21 protein-coding genes are annotated in these 17,934 nt (G+C 42.9%); 10 read left to right on the top strand and 11 right to left on the bottom strand.

Annotation, left to right across the window (positions count from 1 at the left end; translation table 11 throughout):
* The first annotated feature begins 17 nt into the window (after nucleotides 1-17).
* Genes FB6_RS02040 through truA form a run of 3 tightly spaced genes read left to right on the top strand, consistent with a single transcriptional unit; the run spans nucleotide 18 to nucleotide 3,171 of the window.
* Entirely contained in the window at nucleotides 18-1,343 is a 1,326-nt protein-coding gene (locus FB6_RS02040) for a fimbrial protein FimV (RefSeq protein ID WP_174558406.1), read from the top strand.
* Between the two features lie 46 nt (nucleotides 1,344-1,389).
* The gene (locus tag FB6_RS02035; RefSeq protein ID WP_174558405.1) at nucleotides 1,390-2,361 is read left to right on the top strand and encodes an asparaginase domain-containing protein; all 972 of its coding nucleotides are present in this window, start codon (nucleotides 1,390-1,392) and stop codon (nucleotides 2,359-2,361) included.
* A 12-nt stretch (nucleotides 2,362-2,373) separates the two neighbouring features.
* Nucleotides 2,374-3,171 carry a tRNA pseudouridine(38-40) synthase TruA gene (truA, locus tag FB6_RS02030; protein ID WP_174558404.1) on the top strand — a complete coding sequence of 266 codons (798 nt, stop codon included), beginning with the start codon at nucleotides 2,374-2,376 and terminating at the stop codon, nucleotides 3,169-3,171.
* Between the two features lie 90 nt (nucleotides 3,172-3,261).
* On the opposite strand, the gene FB6_RS02025 is transcribed toward truA, so the two are convergent.
* Nucleotides 3,262-4,269, bottom strand: coding sequence for an AraC family transcriptional regulator (locus FB6_RS02025; protein ID WP_174558403.1), 1,008 nt, complete (start codon nucleotides 4,267-4,269; stop codon nucleotides 3,262-3,264).
* Between the two features lie 231 nt (nucleotides 4,270-4,500).
* Here FB6_RS02025 and infA point away from each other — a divergent pair, with 231 nt between their 5' ends.
* Nucleotides 4,501-4,722, top strand: coding sequence for a translation initiation factor IF-1 (gene infA, locus FB6_RS02020; protein ID WP_001284370.1), 222 nt, complete (start codon nucleotides 4,501-4,503; stop codon nucleotides 4,720-4,722).
* 71 nt (nucleotides 4,723-4,793) lie between these two features.
* Here infA and FB6_RS02015 read toward each other — a convergent pair whose 3' ends face one another.
* Nucleotides 4,794-5,156, bottom strand: coding sequence for a lysozyme inhibitor LprI family protein (locus tag FB6_RS02015; RefSeq protein WP_174558402.1), 363 nt, complete (start codon nucleotides 5,154-5,156; stop codon nucleotides 4,794-4,796).
* Nucleotides 5,157-5,468: 312 nt separating this feature from the next.
* Between FB6_RS02015 and FB6_RS02010 the strand changes: the two genes are divergently transcribed.
* Nucleotides 5,469-5,858 (top strand): hypothetical protein, encoded by a 390-nt coding sequence (locus tag FB6_RS02010; protein WP_174558401.1) that lies wholly within the window; start codon nucleotides 5,469-5,471, stop codon nucleotides 5,856-5,858.
* A gap of 62 nt (nucleotides 5,859-5,920) precedes the next feature.
* On the opposite strand, the gene leuB is transcribed toward FB6_RS02010, so the two are convergent.
* The 5 genes from leuB to FB6_RS01985 form a co-directional block, all read right to left on the bottom strand.
* On the bottom strand, nucleotides 5,921-7,000 hold the full coding sequence (gene leuB, locus FB6_RS02005; protein ID WP_174558400.1) for a 3-isopropylmalate dehydrogenase: 1,080 nt from the start codon (nucleotides 6,998-7,000) through the stop codon (nucleotides 5,921-5,923).
* Between the two features lie 43 nt (nucleotides 7,001-7,043).
* Entirely contained in the window at nucleotides 7,044-7,607 is a 564-nt protein-coding gene (locus tag FB6_RS02000; protein ID WP_174558399.1) for a hypothetical protein, read from the bottom strand.
* 105 nt (nucleotides 7,608-7,712) lie between these two features.
* Nucleotides 7,713-8,363 (bottom strand): 3-isopropylmalate dehydratase small subunit, encoded by a 651-nt coding sequence (leuD, locus tag FB6_RS01995; RefSeq protein WP_174558398.1) that lies wholly within the window; start codon nucleotides 8,361-8,363, stop codon nucleotides 7,713-7,715.
* Between the two features lie 117 nt (nucleotides 8,364-8,480).
* Nucleotides 8,481-9,914, bottom strand: coding sequence for a 3-isopropylmalate dehydratase large subunit (gene leuC / locus FB6_RS01990; RefSeq protein WP_174558397.1), 1,434 nt, complete (start codon nucleotides 9,912-9,914; stop codon nucleotides 8,481-8,483).
* A gap of 425 nt (nucleotides 9,915-10,339) precedes the next feature.
* The gene (locus FB6_RS01985) at nucleotides 10,340-10,531 is read right to left on the bottom strand and encodes a hypothetical protein (protein WP_174558396.1); all 192 of its coding nucleotides are present in this window, start codon (nucleotides 10,529-10,531) and stop codon (nucleotides 10,340-10,342) included.
* 173 nt (nucleotides 10,532-10,704) lie between these two features.
* Here FB6_RS01985 and FB6_RS01980 point away from each other — a divergent pair, with 173 nt between their 5' ends.
* Together FB6_RS01980 and FB6_RS01975 are read left to right on the top strand one after the other, a co-directional pair.
* Entirely contained in the window at nucleotides 10,705-10,947 is a 243-nt protein-coding gene (locus FB6_RS01980) for a DUF2061 domain-containing protein (protein WP_174558395.1), read from the top strand.
* Nucleotides 10,948-11,152: 205 nt separating this feature from the next.
* Nucleotides 11,153-12,016: a LysR family transcriptional regulator gene (locus FB6_RS01975; protein ID WP_174558511.1), complete on the top strand. Its 864-nt coding sequence runs from the start codon at nucleotides 11,153-11,155 to the stop codon at nucleotides 12,014-12,016.
* Nucleotides 12,017-12,093: 77 nt separating this feature from the next.
* Here FB6_RS01975 and FB6_RS01970 read toward each other — a convergent pair whose 3' ends face one another.
* Both FB6_RS01970 and FB6_RS01965 read right to left on the bottom strand, forming a co-directional pair.
* Entirely contained in the window at nucleotides 12,094-12,336 is a 243-nt protein-coding gene (locus FB6_RS01970; protein ID WP_174558394.1) for a DUF2789 family protein, read from the bottom strand.
* A 308-nt stretch (nucleotides 12,337-12,644) separates the two neighbouring features.
* Complete coding sequence (locus tag FB6_RS01965; protein WP_174558393.1) at nucleotides 12,645-13,295, bottom strand: HAD family hydrolase; 651 nt, start codon at nucleotides 13,293-13,295, stop codon at nucleotides 12,645-12,647.
* 183 nt (nucleotides 13,296-13,478) lie between these two features.
* On the opposite strand from FB6_RS01965, the gene FB6_RS01960 reads away from it, so the two are divergent.
* Nucleotides 13,479-13,955 carry an RNA pyrophosphohydrolase gene (locus FB6_RS01960; protein WP_174558392.1) on the top strand — a complete coding sequence of 159 codons (477 nt, stop codon included), beginning with the start codon at nucleotides 13,479-13,481 and terminating at the stop codon, nucleotides 13,953-13,955.
* Nucleotides 13,956-14,043: 88 nt separating this feature from the next.
* Entirely contained in the window at nucleotides 14,044-16,341 is a 2,298-nt protein-coding gene (ptsP, locus tag FB6_RS01955; protein ID WP_174558391.1) for a phosphoenolpyruvate--protein phosphotransferase, read from the top strand.
* A 12-nt stretch (nucleotides 16,342-16,353) separates the two neighbouring features.
* On the opposite strand, the gene FB6_RS01950 is transcribed toward ptsP, so the two are convergent.
* Nucleotides 16,354-16,539, bottom strand: a complete 186-nt coding sequence (locus FB6_RS01950; protein ID WP_174558390.1) for a DUF7230 family protein — start codon at nucleotides 16,537-16,539, stop codon at nucleotides 16,354-16,356.
* Between the two features lie 93 nt (nucleotides 16,540-16,632).
* On the bottom strand, nucleotides 16,633-17,286 hold the full coding sequence (locus tag FB6_RS01945; protein ID WP_174558389.1) for a LysE family translocator: 654 nt from the start codon (nucleotides 17,284-17,286) through the stop codon (nucleotides 16,633-16,635).
* A gap of 137 nt (nucleotides 17,287-17,423) precedes the next feature.
* Here FB6_RS01945 and FB6_RS01940 point away from each other — a divergent pair, with 137 nt between their 5' ends.
* On the top strand, nucleotides 17,424-17,897 hold the full coding sequence (locus tag FB6_RS01940; RefSeq protein WP_217427318.1) for an Lrp/AsnC family transcriptional regulator: 474 nt from the start codon (nucleotides 17,424-17,426) through the stop codon (nucleotides 17,895-17,897).
* Nucleotides 17,898-17,934: the final 37 nt, after the last annotated feature.

The following is a 17,934-nucleotide window of genomic DNA, read 5'->3' as shown; positions in this document are numbered from 1 at the left end:
CTCTAGGGGTTAAAAATATGCTGATTTATGTGATTCCATTAGTAATATTAATCATTGTTTTGGTCGTTGTTAAAAAACGCCAAGGCAACCAAGAATCAGGTAAAACAACAACAGCCAAGAGTAAAGCTCAAAAAGCCAGCTCAACAAAAAAAACAGCAGCTAGAACCAAAGAAGTTGCTGATACTGTTATTGAAAAGAAAAAAACCACCCCTTTATCTGACGAACAGCGTAATAAAATTGAAAGTCTGATTCGTGATCATAATTTTTTCTCTGCTGAAGCGCAGATTAATCAAGCTTTAAACAAAGACAACTCTCAGCATGAATTGTATTTGCTATTGCTTGACATACATATTTTACAAAAAGATGAGTTTGCGATTAGCCAGCTGATTAATCATCTACGTTCTCTCGAACTGGATGATTTCCTTGAACAAGCGCTGGCAAAAAAACAGGCTCATGACAAAGAAATTGCTGGCTCTAGAGATGCTATTGATTTTAAAATGGAATCTGCTGTAGCTCCAACGTCTGAACCAGTCGTTGCAGAAACCCAAAATACTGCTGATTTTGATGCCTTGATGAATAATGCGGTTGCACCTGCTGCAACAACAAATGATCTGGCTTTTGATCAATTACAGCAAGATCACAGTGCTCCTCAATCTGCAACTATTGAAGAAATCAAACCCCTCGACTTCAATACACTATCGCTAGATTCAGTTACTCCAGCAAGCACTCCAGCTGAAGAAATTAAGCCCTTAGATTTTAGCAACTTCCATCTTGATCAAGCACCGGTTGAAGAGACCAAAGTAGAAGCTGCACCTGTTCAGGAAATTCAACCACTAGATTTCTCATTTAGCTTAGATTCAGCTAAACCTGAACAACCAGCACCGGTGGCTGAGCCAACGACTGATTACACTACGGCAGAAACAGAAGAAAAGCCTGAATTTAATTTTGATTTCTCTGTAGCAAAAACCACTCCAGAAACTGAAGCACACGTTGCAGTTGAAAATACAAAACCTGCCTTAGATTTGGACTTCAATCTAGAACCTGCAATTCCTACGGATGAAACCACTGCAGAAACACCTGCAGCAAAAGCATCTGGAGTGAGTTTTGATATTAGCAATGTCAGTTCATCTGCAGCGAAAATAGACAACAACGATCCGCTGGTCCAGTCCTTCCCCGAATTGACTGAAGTGGATGAAATCCATCTAAATCTGGAACTTGCGCAGCAATATATTCAACTGGGTGCATATGAATCGGCACGTGAGTTATTGGCAGAACAAGAAACCAAATATACATCTGAACAAAAGCAACAAGCTGATCAGCTACTCAATCAGATAGCATCTTAAGCTATTTCGATCTACTATAAAGCAGTCATCCTTGGCTGCTTTTTTTATGATGAAAAAAATAGCGTTAATCTATATGGGCGGTACATTTGGCTGTATAGGCGATCCGCTGAGTCCCATGCCTGCGGTCGATTTTATTCCCCAATTACAGCATGTGCTGCCGCTCGATCAGCATATCGAATGTTTTGTAGCACCAGTGATTCAGGACAGTAGTGCCTGTACGGCCACAGATTGGCTGAAACTGGTGCAATACATTCAGCAGCTTCAGCTGCAGCAATTTCAGCATTTTGTCATTATTCATGGTACAGACACCCTTAGTTATGCCAGTGCAATTTTGGCCCGCTTTCTCGGCCAATCTTCCTATGTGGTGCTCACTGGTAGCCAATATCCCCTACTCAATAGCACTGGTGATAATACCCGTGAATTTAGCGATGCCATTGATAATTTAAACTTTGCCTTAGATACCGTCATAAAAGCCCCAGTCGGTGTTTATCTGGCCTTTCATCATCAATTGTTCCATGCCCAGACCGCATTAAAAATACATACGAGTGAGCTTGATGCATTTACAGGGCAAAAAGCCGAGCAAACAGCGCAGCAAGCCACACAGAGCTATGTAGTGCAGGATGCAGATATTCAGAAGGCAGCATCTTTCAATTGTTTAAGCTTGATGATGCAACCGATTGATCTAGATCAACAAGTTTCAAATTTGCAAACCATTGCTCAGTCACCGCCGCATTGTCTGATTCTACAAGGCTTTGGAAGTGGAAATCTGGCCGTGAATGATCCATTCATGGCTTGCCTGCAAAACTTACAACAGGCCGGCTGTGCTGTCGTTTTGACCACCCAAGTGCCTTTTGGCGGTATCAATCAACATTATGCAATCAGCCAGTGGATCCAGCAGAGCAATATTCTCCTCAGCGATTGTGCAGGACATGCAGATCTTTATGCAAAAGCATTGAAAATGTATTTACAATACGATGCTGTAGACCAATGGCAGGCCCATTGGCATGATCACGGCTAATTTGAGGTAAATATGCAACGTTTTGCAGTCGGTATTGAGTTTTGTGGCATTCGATATAGAGGTTGGCAAACTCAACAGCCTGGTGTACCAAGCGTGCAGGAAACCATTGAAAAAGTGCTCAGCAAAATTGCCGATGAACCGATCATTTTACATGGCGCTGGCCGTACCGATGCAGGCGTGCATGCTACCAATATGGTGGCGCATTTCGATACCAACTCCATCCGCCCGATTCGTGGCTGGTTGATGGGTGCCAATAGCCAGCTTCCCAAAGATATCGCCTTCCAGTGGATTAAAGAAATGGACAGCGATTTCCATGCACGTTTTAAGGCTCAGGCACGTCGTTATCGTTATGTGGTCTACAATAATCCGCAGCGCCCTGCACTTTTGCACAAACAGGTCACGCATGCCTATTATCCACTAGATGTGGACAAGATGATTGCAGCGGCGAAAAAATTTGAAGGCACCCATAACTTTGAAAGTTTCCGTGCCGCAGCCTGTCAATCCAATCAACCTGTTCGCCATGTCAAACATTGCCGTTTGATACGTCATGGTTGTTATCTGGTGCTAGATATTCAAGCCGATGGTTTCCTGCATCACATGGTGCGTAACATTATGGGCTGCTTACTGGAAATTGGTCAGGGCATGTATGACGTTGATCATATTGATGCCATTTTTGCCGCTGAAGACCGGAAAGCAGCAGGCATTACCGCCCCACCCGATGGCTTGTATTTCATCCATGCCGACTATCCAGAGCAGTTTGATCTACCTAAAACACCATTAGGCCCGCATTGGCTCAATATGCCGGAATAAGAAATCCCTCCCAACCTCCCTTTTTTAAAGGGAGGAGTTCCCCTCCTTTATTAAAGGAGGGGTTAGGGGAGGATTTTTAGCATATCAAACTTAGCGTTGCTTCCTTTTTCGATATTCCACCGGCGTTTCATTGGTCCAGCGCTTAAAAGCTCGATAGAACGTACTAGGCTCGGAAAAACCAGTGAGATAAACAATCCGTTCTACACTCTCATTGGTATTGGCCAATAACTTTTTCGCCAAACGACAGCGGTAGTCAGACAGAATCTGCTGAAAACTGGTATTGGCTTCACTCAGCTGGGTCCGTAAACGACGTGGTGTGATATTCAAATGTGTAGCTACCGTTTCCAAGGTAGTCTCACCACTTTCCAGCGTCGAACCAATCGCACGACGCACTTCACCGACCAGATCATAACGTGCCAGTTCTTGCAGCTTTTCTATGGCCAATTGTTCATGGAGCTGTAACAGCTCTGGCTCCGCTTGCCATAACTGATAGTCTAAAATTGCAGGATCAAAATACAGGCGGGTTTCTTTTTGCCCCAAACTCACCGGACATTCATAAACCCGGAAATATTCGTCATCTGGAGCACCGTGGCTGAAATTAAAGTCGATATAAATCGGTTGAAAGCGCCCTTCGGTAATAAATTTAAAGAAACGCAGCACCCCCGACATCGCACACTCAGAAAAATGGCGATTAACAATATTCTCGCTCCATGACTGCTGGCCATTGGTTAAATAGCAGCGACCATCTTCATGCACCAGTTTGGCATGAAAGGCATCACTGATCAGGCGTTGATACGCCAATGCGCGCTTTAACCCTTCTCCAAAGTTTTCACTGGAAATAAACAGATGTTCAATCACCTGCCCTCGATATAAAGGCAGATGTTCACCTAAATGCAAACCAATATCAGGGTCTTTACTGACCTCTTCTGCAGCCACCCAAAACGCATATTGGGCACTGAGCGGAGTACGATCATTGGTCTCGACCTGATTTAAGGCTACACCAGCTTTCAGTAAAATTTCTTCAGTTGGCAAACCCGAACGACGAATGGCTTGGTAACCCAGTCGCAAAACAACCGATGCATCAGTTAGCTGACCCACGCAAAGACCTTCCTTGTATGTTGTTCATTTATACTTAAAAAGATTAATTTTAGATTAACTGTGATTGACCAAACTGACAACATGACAATACGTTTTTTTGTAGAAAATATTTATCCGGTGCGTTCGCTTATTTAACTGACAGATGAACGAGCAAAGCCCCATTGCGCCTTGTTTTATGCAAAAAAATTGACTATAATTTGCGCCTTTCCAATTTATTCATTCAGGTAGGCTATGGCCAATAAAGAGGAACTCATCGAGTTCGAAGGCGTTGTCACCGAGACGCTTCCTAATACTATGTTCCGTGTACGTTTAGAGAACGGTCACGAAGTGATTGCCCACATCTCTGGCAAAATGCGTAAACACTATATCCGCATTTTAACTGGCGATAGTGTGAAAGTAGAAATGACTCCTTATGATTTGACCAAGGGTCGTATTACTTATCGTGCACGTTAAGTTTTAGCGTAAGCAAAAAAGCCGCAGAAAACGCGGCTTTTTTTATGCTTGGAGGACATACGCTCCGAGACTTAATACAAGGTGCCCGTTTTACAGCCAATTGTCTTACATTCACGCAAGCGTTCGCGCAGCCAGTTATTGCGCTCTTGCGTGGTACTGAGGCGACATTCCACATTAATACCTGTATCTGTTGTGCACTGAGTATCACGCTCACGAATCCATTCTAGCTGGGACTTTTTTAAAATATTTTTTTGCTGAGCATTCAGCTTCGTACGAAGTTGCTTGTAATTATTATTTAACTCTACATCTGCACTCGCATACAGTTTATTGGTGCAATAGATCGCATCATAATCATTGCGTGCCCGCTCACAGTTATCAGCAAGCGTAGCCGCAGAAAATAGGCAACCGCTAAGCAGCAAAATAATTTTTTTCATTTTCTTTTCCGTGTTTTTTATTGTGTATAAAATTATATAGATGAAACGTGCAGACAGTATAACAACTGTCATTTAAGCAGTAAAAAACTGAACATTTCAGCACTGACTGCAAGCAACGCCATTTTAACCATCTCTTGCATCGAATTTTAATCAAAATTGTCAGACGATAGCTTATTCAAATAGTCATACTAGTTGTCAGAACTTAGGTTCTACATTTCCTGACTTACTGATCTTAGCACCGTGTATCAAATCACAACGTTCATTGACACTTTATCCATTTAAAATAAAATTTTATATAATGGAGAAAAGGCTATGTCATTTCTTCACATCATTGCCCTGTTTGTCACGCTTGGCCTATTATCTGGTTGTACCACTTACTCAACGACCAGCATCGAACAACGGGATGCGTATTTACAAAAATTTCTAGGTGAAAGCAGCCAGCATATTCAAGCCAACCTTCATCTGTCTGAATTAGGTTATCAGCAGGTACACCCTCCTATCGTTGACAGTAATAGCATTACATATACCGTCATGCGTCCCGTCACCATTCCAGTTCCCATGGCGCAAACCCGACCGGGGGCTGTACCCATTCAAGTCACTCCACGGGCAGAAAGTTATGATGTCAATTTACAATGCAAAATTATCTATCGCTTAGAACATAATATCGCTAAGTCAGTGTATTACACCGGTCGGACCTGCTAAATCACATTTAATTTCCCATAAAAAAACGCAGCACCAAGGCTGCGTTTTTTATTCGATAGAACTTAGTTCAATGCAGAAACAACTGCTTGCCCCATTTCTACGGTACCGACTTTGTTCATGCCTTCCGACATAATGTCTGCCGTACGTAAACCTTGATCCAGAACATTACCAACTGCATCTTCAATCGCTTTGGCAGCAGCTTCTTCACGGAAGGTATAACGAAGCATCATGGCAACAGAAAGAATGGTCGCCAATGGATTCGCCAGGTTTTGACCCGCGATGTCTGGCGCTGAACCATGACAAGGCTCGTACATCCCTTTGCCATTTTCATCAAGCGATGCAGACGGCAACATGCCAATAGAACCGGTTAACATTGCCGCTTCATCAGACAAGATGTCACCAAACAGGTTAGAAGTCACAATCACATCAAACTGTTTCGGTGCACGTACCAATTGCATGGCAGCATTATCAACATACATGTGTGACAAGTTGATTTCCGGATATTCTGCTTCTTTCATGGCAGTCACGGTTTGTTTCCAAAGCTCAGTCACTTCAAGCACATTGGCTTTATCCACTGAACACACTTTACCGCCACGAAGACCCGCAAGTTCAAACGCTACTTTAGCAATACGCTTGATTTCAGATTCTGAATAAACATCGGTATTGAAACCTTGTTTCTCACCATTTTCTAACTCGCGGATCCCGCGTGGTTGACCGAAGTAGATCCCGCCTGTGAGTTCACGCACAATCAGGATATCCAGACCTGCAACAATTTCAGGTTTCAAGCTTGAAGCATCTGCCAATTGCGGATAGAGGATCGCTGGGCGCAAGTTAGCAAACAGATTCAGTTCGCTACGTAATTTTAATAAACCGCGTTCTGGACGAATTGAGCGTTCAATGCTATCCCATTTAGGCCCACCGACTGCGCCCAATAAAATTGCATCAGCTTTTTTAGCCTGTGCAGAGGTCACATCTGGATATGGCGCGCCATGTGCATCAATTGCCGCACCACCTAAAAGACCTTGTTCCCAAGTCAAACCTAAATTGAATTTCTCATTTACTCGAGTGAGCACTTGCTCTGCAGCTTTCACAATTTCAGGGCCGATGCCGTCACCAGCTAAAATCAAAATATGTTTAGACATGAGATTTTCCATTTTCAAATTCAGTCACAAGACTGTTTGGATATTAAATTTTTTGTTCTACAAACTCACCTAAGCCATTCAAGACATTGTAGGGTTTGCAGAAACGGCGAATAGATTTTTGTGCTTGCTGAAGATCGACACACAATGGATCAGGTGCAGAAACATTCAACAAACTACCGGTATGCTTGCTCCGGTCTCGATACATCTTAAAGGTATAGTGTTTCTTGGCATTAAAATTGTGAAAGACATGGAGCGTCTCTGCGCGATCTTTAGAGATCGGATAGAAGCGAATCACGACTTCATGCTGTCCAGTCGGTACAGATAAAAATAAAGGATTAGGATCGTTTAACGATTTCTCTTTCAAACGAACAATACCCTGTTGAATCGCCTGACGACTTAATCGATGCGTTTGGGCATCAATAATCTGGGTTTCATCTAGGCGCTCGAATTCACACTGTTCTGTTCCCGCACAGAAAATCAATGCATTGGATTCTGTTGACGTGGTTTCTTTCACATATTTAACACGTGCTGTATCAATACTTTGGCATGCACTTAAGGATGCGACCATCAAACCCAGCATCGCAAGCTGACCATAAACTTTTGTCATTGTCCGAGCCCAACCCTCACCAATTAAAGCCAACTGAATATTTTTATGGATTCGATATTAGCAAGAGTTAAGCTCCGATACTACTAGCGCTGAAAATTCAAATAATTAACCGTGAATTTCCTGAAACACCCAAGGACGTGATTGCTTGGTTTTTTCTTCATAAGCACGAATATCATCCGCAGCCTGTAAAGTTAAACCAATATCATCCAAGCCATTTAACAAGCAGTGCTTACGGAAAGGATCGACTTCAAATTTGAAAGCTTCGCCTGATGGTGTACGAACTTCTTGCGCGTCCAAATCAATGGTCAATTGATAGCCTTCGGTTGCCGCACATTCTTTAAATAACTGATCAACAATCTCTTCAGACAAGATCACTGGCAACATGCCATTTTTGAAACTGTTATTGAAAAAAATGTCAGCATAGCTTGGTGCAATCACAGTACGGAAACCGTATTCATTCAATGCCCAAGGCGCATGTTCACGGCTTGAACCGCAGCCAAAGTTGGCACGAGAAATTAATACGGTCGCACCTTGGTAACGTGGCTGGTTCAAAGCAAAATCTGGGTTTTTAGGACGCTTTGAAATGTCTTGCCCTAAATAACCTTCATCCAAATAACGTAATTCATCAAATAAGTTATCACCAAAACCGGTACGTTTGATGGATTTCAAGAACTGTTTTGGAATGATTAAATCTGTATCGACATTGGCACGGTCTAATGGTGCAACGATACCTTGTTCAACGGTATATTTTTTCATTGTCTTTGTTCCTAAAGAATATCATCACTTTAAATCTCCCCTACCCCCTTTTTAATAAAGAGGGGAACTTCCCCCTTTTACAAAAGGTGAGAAGCATTGCTTCGCAAGAGGGGGATTTTAGAACGAACGCACGTCAACAAAATGACCTGCAATTGCTGCCGCTGCTGCCATTGCTGGACTTACCAAATGCGTACGACCACCATTACCCTGACGACCTTCAAAGTTACGGTTTGAAGTTGATGCACAGTGTTCGCCCGGTTGTAATTTGTCAGCATTCATCGCCAAACACATTGAACAACCCGGCTCACGCCATTCAAAACCGGCTTCAATCAAGATTTTATCTAAGCCTTCCGCTTCAGCTTGTGCTTTCACTAAACCAGAACCCGGTACCACCATTGCTTGCTTAATTGTGCTGGCAACTTTTTTGCCTTTAGCAATTTCTGCTGCTGCACGAATATCTTCAATACGTGAGTTTGTACAAGAACCAATAAACACACGGTCTAATTGAATATCTGCCAAGGCCTGACCCGCAGTTAAACCCATATATTGGTAAGCACGTGTCCAGTCATTGCGTTGTACATCATCTTTGGCTTGTTCTAAAGTTGGTACCGCTTGAGAAACTGGAATCACCATCTCAGGAGAAGTTCCCCAAGACACTTGTGGTTCAATCTCTTCACCTTGTAACACCACAACGGTGTCAAAGTGCGCGCCTTCATCTGAATGCAAAGTATTCCAGTAGGCAACCGCTTGGTCCCACTGCTCGCCTTTTGGCGCATATGGACGGTCTTTCACGTATTCAATGGTTTTGTCATCGACAGCCACCATACCAACACGTGCACCACCTTCGATCGCCATGTTACATACGGTCATACGGCCTTCAATCGACATATCACGGAATACTTGACCACCGAATTCAATCGCATGACCTGTACCACCCGCAGTACCAATTTTACCGATAATCGCCAATACTACGTCTTTAGGAGTTACGCCCTGACCCAATTGTCCGTCAACGCGTACCAACATGTTCTTCATTTTCTTTTGAACCAAGCATTGGGTTGCCAATACATGTTCAACTTCAGAAGTACCAATACCATGCGCCAAACAGCCAAATGCACCATGCGTCGCTGTATGAGAGTCACCACACACCACGGTCATGCCTGGCAAAGTCAAACCTTGTTCAGGACCCACCACATGCGCAATACCTTGGCGCACATCGTTAATGTCAAACTGCACCACATTAAAGGTTTTACAGTTGTCATCTAAAGTTTGTACTTGAATACGTGAAGTATCATCTTCAATCCCTGCAATTCCTTCAGAACGTTCTTTTTTAGACGTTGGAACGTTATGGTCAGGGGTAGCTACGTTGGCACTTAAACGCCATGGCTTACGACCCGCAAGCTGCAACCCTTCAAATGCTTGAGGAGAAGTTACTTCATGCAATAAATGACGGTCGATATACAACAATGAAGAGCCATCATCTCGTTGTTTTACTAGATGGTCATCCCACAATTTGTCATATAAGGTTTTTGCTTTTTGGGTTTCGCCTGCCATGTCGATATGCTCCACTGGACTGGGTAAATTCTTTCGTTAAATCGATTATAACGAGCTATTCACATAAATCTAATTTATCATTTTTATTAGTTTAAAAACTTTTTGGAATTAATTTTAACCTGAGTCACACCCTGTATTTTCGGCCAAAATTTTATCCATAAATTTTTAAACCAAGCCTGTTTTCCTCCTCAAAAACTATATTCCACATAAAGACCTACTTATGCTTTTATGCAGAACAGCGTGATACAACATCGCTATGAGCTTCAGCACATACCCAATCAACATTTCTCATCTATTAATGATTCAAGATCAATTCAAAGCAGATTTTTAAAGGCCGATTGAGTCTTTACGATACTCAGCACCAGATTGAGATGCTAACCAGATTACTGCTGCCTCTTATACAGCCCAGAAGCTAACTGGAGTCTTTATATTGATGAATCGCGTTTAGACTCGACCAGTTGCTCAATCGCCCTGATGAGTTCCGCTTTGGCGGCATTACACTCAGCCGCGGCACGGTTTTCATCACCTTCATCATCTGCTATTTCATAGACCCCCATACGCTTTTCGACTGCTTGCTCGAAAATATCCAAGAGGTATTTGATATGTTTAATGTCCATGACTACCACCCTGTTAGAAACGTATCGGCATTGGATACGGTTCCCCTTAGATTAAGTTTGCCCAGCGAATAATTCATAAATCCGATTAAAATGAATAATAAATTTGTTTTTACAAACTAAATAATAATGATTATCATTTGAATATATCCCGAGTAAAGACTGAGGAACAACCCATGGCTCATATTCAAAAATTTGTGAACAACAACCAGCGTATGTTCAAAAAAACCTTTAGCTATTACATTATGCACATCACGATTGCCATGTTGGTCGGTTATTTCGTGACAGGAAGTATCTGGATGGCAGTGACCCTGAGCTTGCTTGAGCCGACAATTCAGGCGATTGCCTTCTTCTTCCATGAAAAAATCTGGGAAGCTAAACCGGCTAAAATGCAAAACAGGAACAACGCCGTTATCTAAACACCGGTCAGGCGATACAGATCGCATGGGTTGCCGTTTCACTCTTTACAAGAATCACCACATTTTCATGCGGTGATTTTTTTTATTTCTACGCTTTAAATTTATATCTGTATACATTTTTATCGTGAATTTTTTAGCAACGGATTCGCTTACATCATAAAAATATTTTATAATTACTTGAATATTTCATAACCAAATGACCACTATGAATCTTGCTGCCTTCGAAGCCTTTATTAAAGTCATGGAAACAGGCTCTATTTCTATGGCTGCTGACCTGTTGTTTATTACCCAGCCTGCGGTGACCAAACGGATTCATAGCCTGGAAGAATATTTTGGGGTGAAACTTTTTGAATCTGCCGGCCGTGGGGTTCAAGCCACCCATGCAGCACACTCCTTGCTGCCGAAAGTCAAAAACTGGCTGAATGAGCTGGGAGATATTCATCACACCCTCAGTCATGAACAGGAGCAGGTTCAGGGTAAACTGAAAATTGGCACTAGCCACCACATTGGCCTGCATCATTTACCGCAGCATCTGCGTAATTATGTGCAGCAATTTCCAGAAGTGACTTTGGATGTACACTTTGTCGATTCCGAACAGGCGCACGAACAGGTGTTGGCAGGTGATCTGGAACTGGCGTTTTTGACCCTTCCCCCTCAAGGCGATGAACGTCTTAAATATGTGACCATTTGGGATGATCCTCTGGTCTTTGTCGCTGCACCGTTTCATCCTTTGGCACAAAAAAGCAATTTGACTCTGGAAGATTTAATTCAATACCCCAGTTTGCTTCCTGCCTCACAAACTTATACCAGCCAAATCACCTTGGCCGAGTTTGAAAAACAAGGCGTAAAACCGAAAATCACCATGAGCAATAATCCATTGGAATCCATTCGCATGCTGGTTTCGATTGGTCTGGGCTGGTCGGTATTACCCAAAACGCTATTGAATCAAGAGCTGCAACGTCTGGATATCAATCTGGAAATGAACCGTCAGTTGGGCATGGTCTGGCATCCGGGTCGCACCCAGTCACGTGCCGTACAGGAACTAGTCGCCATGATGCAACAGCATTAAGCAGCAAACAGTAAAAAAAGCCGTCATTGTGACGGCTTTTTATAATGATTTAACTTTATTCAATCACCGCAGCAGACTTAACCGACAGAATCTTCATGTAAAGATTCACTCAGCTGATCGACAGTAATTGCCCATGATCCATCTGACTTCAGTTTTTCTATTAAAAACTGGCGCTGTGCATCAGTCCAATATTCTGCTTCGGTAATTGGGGTATCAGCAGTGAGTTGATGCGTCGCAATAAAAAGTGAGATCGCCTCTTCACTTGAATCTAAGCCCAGCTGTTCAAATAGGTTGGTCATTCTTGGACGTGTCTGGCTCATTGTTCTCTCCCATTGTTCTTGAATTTGAAACTGTAAATTTGCTCTTTTACCCTTTTGCTTTCATCTTAATATACGGTAAAGGCAGGCCAATAGTAAGGGGTATTTTGTCGTCCAGAACTGCAATTTATCCGCTGAAAAAAACCGGCCCCAGACGGAAAATTTTTCCATTCCATAACAACTGATAATGGCTCTAAAATGTTTTTTTAATGTTTTTTATTTTTTAGATATTTTTACTTTCCTCGATCCTTTTCATCATTTATGGAGAACCGTGATTTTCCACACCATTCTCCATCAGACGACTTCAACGGTTAAATCGACCAGTCCTGAATGTCCCAGTTTTGTTCTTTGGCCAACGCCTCTAAACGCTCGTCCGGATTGACCACAATGGCATGGTCGGCATATTCCAGCAAGAAACGGTCATTGAATGAATCTGAATAGGCCCATGACTCATCAATATTACGGCCTTCCAGCCATTGTTCCAGACGGATCAATTTACCTTTTTGATAACATGCAGTATTGATAACTTTACCGGTATATTTGCCATCAACCACTTCTGCATTGGTGGCAATAATTTCAGTAATGCCAAACTCATGAAAAATCGGGGCGGTAATAAAATCAGACGTTGCGGTAATCCCCACCAGCTCATGTCCTGCATTTTTGTGCTTTTGAATGGCAGCAAAACCTTCAGGGCGCATTTGCGGACGAATGACTTTTTTCATGAACAATTCATGTAATTCTGTCAAATATTCATTGTCGTGCTGGGTTAAAAATTCGAATACAAATTCGTTGTAGGCAATCGGGTCAAGTTGCCCTGCTTTATAGTCTTCATAAAACTTGTCATTCATTTGACGATGTCGGATTGGATCGACTAAACCCTCGGTTACTAAAAACTCACCCCATGAATAATCTGAATCGGTATTGAGTAAGGTGTGGTCGAGGTCAAATAAAGCCAATTTCATGAAAATACTCGTAAAAACTGCAATTTAAGAAAAAAATTGTAAATCTATCTCCGCTAGTCGATAGAAATTCGTTAAGATCATAGCAATTTTTAACATTTAAGCTGTGCTTTTTTTTGAGATGGATATAGAAATAACAATCCCCGTAAAAAAAGCCACACATTACACAAGATTTAGGTAGGCCAAATGATCGACTCAGAAGGTTTCCGACCGAATGTCGGGATCATTTTGGCAAACGACATTGGACAGGTTTTATGGGCAAAACGCATTGGACACAATGCTTGGCAATTTCCACAAGGAGGTATCCAGTATGGAGAAACCCCTGAACAGGCACTTTATCGTGAGCTGAGAGAAGAAGTTGGCTTATTGCCCGAACATGTTCAAATTGTAGCGCAAACAAAAGGTTGGCTGCGTTATCGTTTGCCACAACGGTATATACGCCCGGATTCAGATCCGGTGTGTATTGGTCAAAAACAAAAGTGGTTTTTACTCAAACTGACAGCCCCAGCCAGAAACATTCAGCTGGATTTGTCAGATCCACCGGAGTTTGACCAATGGCAATGGGTAAGTTACTGGTATCCATTAGGACAGGTCGTGAATTTTAAACGCGATGTATACCGTAAAGCGATGGTAGAACTGTGTCATCAGTTACCCACCATCTAAAGATAAAAAATCGTATGAAAATGCAGATTTTTTAGCAGCATGTTGTTATAACTAAAAGCAGGTTTAAACTTTTTTTGGAGCAGATTTTATGTCGAATATGCAACTGGACACCTTAAGACGCATTGTGCAAGAAATCAATGCGTCCACCAGTTTGCATGAATCCCTCGACATTATGGTCAATCAGGTGGCAACCGCCATGCAGGTGGATGTCTGCTCCATCTATCTGCTAGATGAACGCAATCAGCGTTATCTGCTCATGGCCTCTAAGGGTTTAAATCCTGAAGCGGTTGGACACGTTTCCTTGCACACCAGCGAAGGTCTGGTCGGGCTGGTGGGACAACGTGAAGAAATCGTCAATCTGGACAATGCGCCCAAGCATGAACGCTTTATGTACCTGCCGGAAACCGGGGAAGAAATTTATAATTCATTCCTTGGTGTTCCGGTGATGTACCGCCGTAAGGTGATGGGCGTTCTGGTGGTGCAAAATAAAGAATCACAAGATTTTAGTGAAGCGGCTGAATCGTTTCTGGTGACCTTGTGTGCCCAGCTTTCCGGTGTGATTGCCCATGCCCATGCCGTGGGTAATATCGATGTGTTCCGCAAGCCAAGCAATTTGCCTGCTTATAAAACCTTTCAGGGCGTTCCCGGTTCAGGCGGGATTGCTTTAGGGCGTGCGGTAATTCTCTACCCGCCTGCAGACCTGGCGGCTGTACCTGATCGTGAAGCAGATGACATCAGTGAAGAACTGGAGCTTCTGGATGCCGCATTAAATGCAGTGCGTCAGGAAATTCAGGCACTGGATGAAAAAATGCAGGATGCCTTGATGGCTGAAGAACGGGCTTTATTTAGCGTGTTCTTGCGCATGCTGGATGAAAATGCGCTCCCTTCTGAAATTAAAGCTGAAATCCGCGATGGTAACTGGGCTCAGGGTGCAGTGCGTATTGTCATTGATAATCACATTGCGCTGTTTTCGCAAATGGAAGATGACTATCTACGCGAGCGTGTCTCTGATTTAAAAGATCTGGGCCGTCGTATTTTGGCGTACTTACAGGAAGCCGATGCCAGCCATCGTGAACTGACCGATGAAAGCATTCTGATCGGGGAAGACATTTCAACCGCGGCACTGGTTGAATTACCGGTGGATAAAATTGCCGCGATTGTCACCACCGAAGGTGCCATGAACTCACATATGGTGATTGTGGCACGTGCACTAGGCATTCCAACCGTGGTCGGTGTGACTGAACTGCCAATCAATACCCTGGATGATGTCGAGATGATTGTCGATGCCCATCAAGGCCGTGTATTTATCAATCCGCCGCGCCGTTTGCGTAGCCGCTACAAAGAAATTCAAAAAGAAGAAGAACAGCTTGCTAAAGATTTAAAGCAATACGAAACCAAAGATGCCATTACCCCCGATGGCGTTGCAGTCAAACTTTTTGTCAACACGGGCTTGATGATTGATGTGGTGCGTGGCGTACAGCGTGGTGCCAAAGGCGTCGGTTTATACCGCTCTGAAATTCCGTTTATGCTGCGTGACCGCTTCCCGGGTGAGGAAGAACAGCGTTCGATTTACCGCCAGCAACTGAGTCACTTTGCCAATAAACCGGTGGTGATGCGTACCCTCGATATTGGGGCCGACAAAGACCTGCCTTATTTCTCGATTGAAGAAGAAAACTCAGCACTGGGCTGGCGCGGGATTCGCTTTACCCTCGATCATCCGGAAATTTTTTCTGCCCAGATTCGTGCCATGCTTAAAGCCAGTATTGGCCTGAATAACTTACACATTTTGCTACCAATGGTGACTAGTGTCAGTGAAGTAGAAGAAGCTTTATATCTACTGGACCGTGATTGGACCGCAGTGCAGGAAGAAGAACAGGTTAAAATTACCAAGCCCAAAATTGGCATTATGGTTGAAGTGCCGAGTGTACTGTTACAGATTGAAGAATTTTCCGAACTGGTGGATTTCTTCTCGGTCGGTTCCAATGACTTGACCCAGTATCTTTTGGCGGTAGACCGTAATAATCCACGCGTTGCCAATGTATATTCGCATTTTCATCCTGCGGTTTTACGTGCCCTGACCCGTCTGGTTCAGGAATGTCACAAGTACGATAAACCGGTCAGTATTTGTGGGGAAATGGCGGGAGATCCGCTGTCTGCCATTCTGTTGATGGCAATGGGCTTTAATACCCTGTCGATGAGTTCCAGCAATATTTTGCGGGTGCGTAAAGCGATTTGTCATGTCCCAATGACGGATGCACAAGAACAGCTAGAGCGTGTGTTAAAAATGAGTAATCCACTGATGGTGAAAAGCTGGATGGAGTATTACTTTAAGACCCATGGTCTGGGGGATATGGTGAAATCTGCAACCCGTATTGTGGGTGTTTGATCAGATTCAGATCTAAGAAAATACAGTGCAATAAAAAGGGAGATAATCATCTGAATATCTCCCTTTTTTGTGCTTGTCATAGCCACGTCTTGCATTTTTCTTTCGATCTACAAAAGTTTGGCTTTTGTTAAAATCGTTCATGTGTTTTGCCACAAAGTTGCGCATCTCAACTTCTGGCAGGACTTTTTTCTTTGCCATTTGCATTCACCTTTTATGCCCACACAACACCATGCGGATATAATGCATATATTGGACATTTTTTGGCAAATTTCAAGTCATTTTTCAGCCTGATTAAAACAAACTCGCATAGACTGGCGCCATCACATTCAGCTCTTTATAAAGCAGACTAACCGCCAAAAAGCCCATGATGCACGCCAAACTCCGCACCAACATTTTCTGCACATGCTGTGGCTTTAAAACTTTCTTTAAGCCAAGTGAGCAGAAAATATAGAGCCCACCAATGACAGCCAATGTCAGCAACGTGACTGCCATGAGCATTGGGCTTTTTTCCCTTAAAGAGACCGAACCAAAAATCGCAGGCACTAAGGCCAAATAAAAGGAAATCGTCTTGGGATTACTTAACGTAATCAATAAACCCTCTTTGTAAGCTGTAAGGGTTTTTCCTAGATTGAGCTCATTGCTACTGGCCAGTAAATCTCCCTTAAATGTCCAAAACTGGTAAGCCAAATACAGTAAGTATGCACTCGAAAAGACGATTAAATAAAATGAAAAGTTTGGGCTGAGTTGACTGATATAACTTAATAAAAAAATCGATGCAGACAGATAAAGCATGTCCGCAGTCATTAAACCCAAGAGCATGATGATACCCGCCTGATAACCTTGAGATAATGTCTTAAACATGAGTCCTGTCATGCCCGGCCCAGGTAATAATGTCGCCAAAAACAGCGTAAACATATAAGTGGAAAATTGTGTGAAATGTTCCATGTTGCACAGGTACGATCAGCAATGAATGGCACTATTTTTGAATAATTTTAGAGGTAAAACTGATCTATTTATTTTATAAAAACGCAATAAAAAGGTATAAATAACCGATATATTCATTTTTAGGGTTATTTATACCAATGAGCCTTTTAGATAAAACTGATGCTAGAATTTTAAAATACTTACAAGAAGACTCGCGTATGACCAATGCCGAATTGGCAGAGCAAATTGGTATGTCCACTTCACCCTGCTGGCGTCGCGTGAAACAGCTAGAAGATACTCAAGTGATTAAGGGCTATGGGGTATTACTCGACCGTAAAAAAATCGGGCAAGGCGTGATGGTTTTTATTCGTGTATCCATTGATAGCCACAGTGAAAAAGAAGCCAAAAAGTTTGAAGAGCGGGTCTCTGAACTTGAACATGTGGTGGCCTGCTATAGCGTTGGGGGGGATGCTGACTTTTTATTGCAAGTGGTTTCTCCAGATCTCGACACCTATGCTGAATTTTCCATGTCGACCATTCGGCGCTTGCCTGGGATTAAAGAAATGCAAAGTATTTTTGTGCTTAAAGAAATTAAACCTTTCTTGGGTTATCCGATTCATAGCCAAAAATAAAAACGCTCGTGCAAACCCTCTCCCTTATGGAGAGGGT

The organism is Acinetobacter bouvetii (genome assembly GCF_902753875.1).
In the GTDB taxonomy this organism is placed as follows: Bacteria; Pseudomonadota; Gammaproteobacteria; order Pseudomonadales; family Moraxellaceae; genus Acinetobacter; species Acinetobacter bouvetii_A.
The sequence above is the reverse complement of the archived record's forward strand: the minus strand, read 5'-3'. Positions and strand labels throughout refer to the sequence as shown.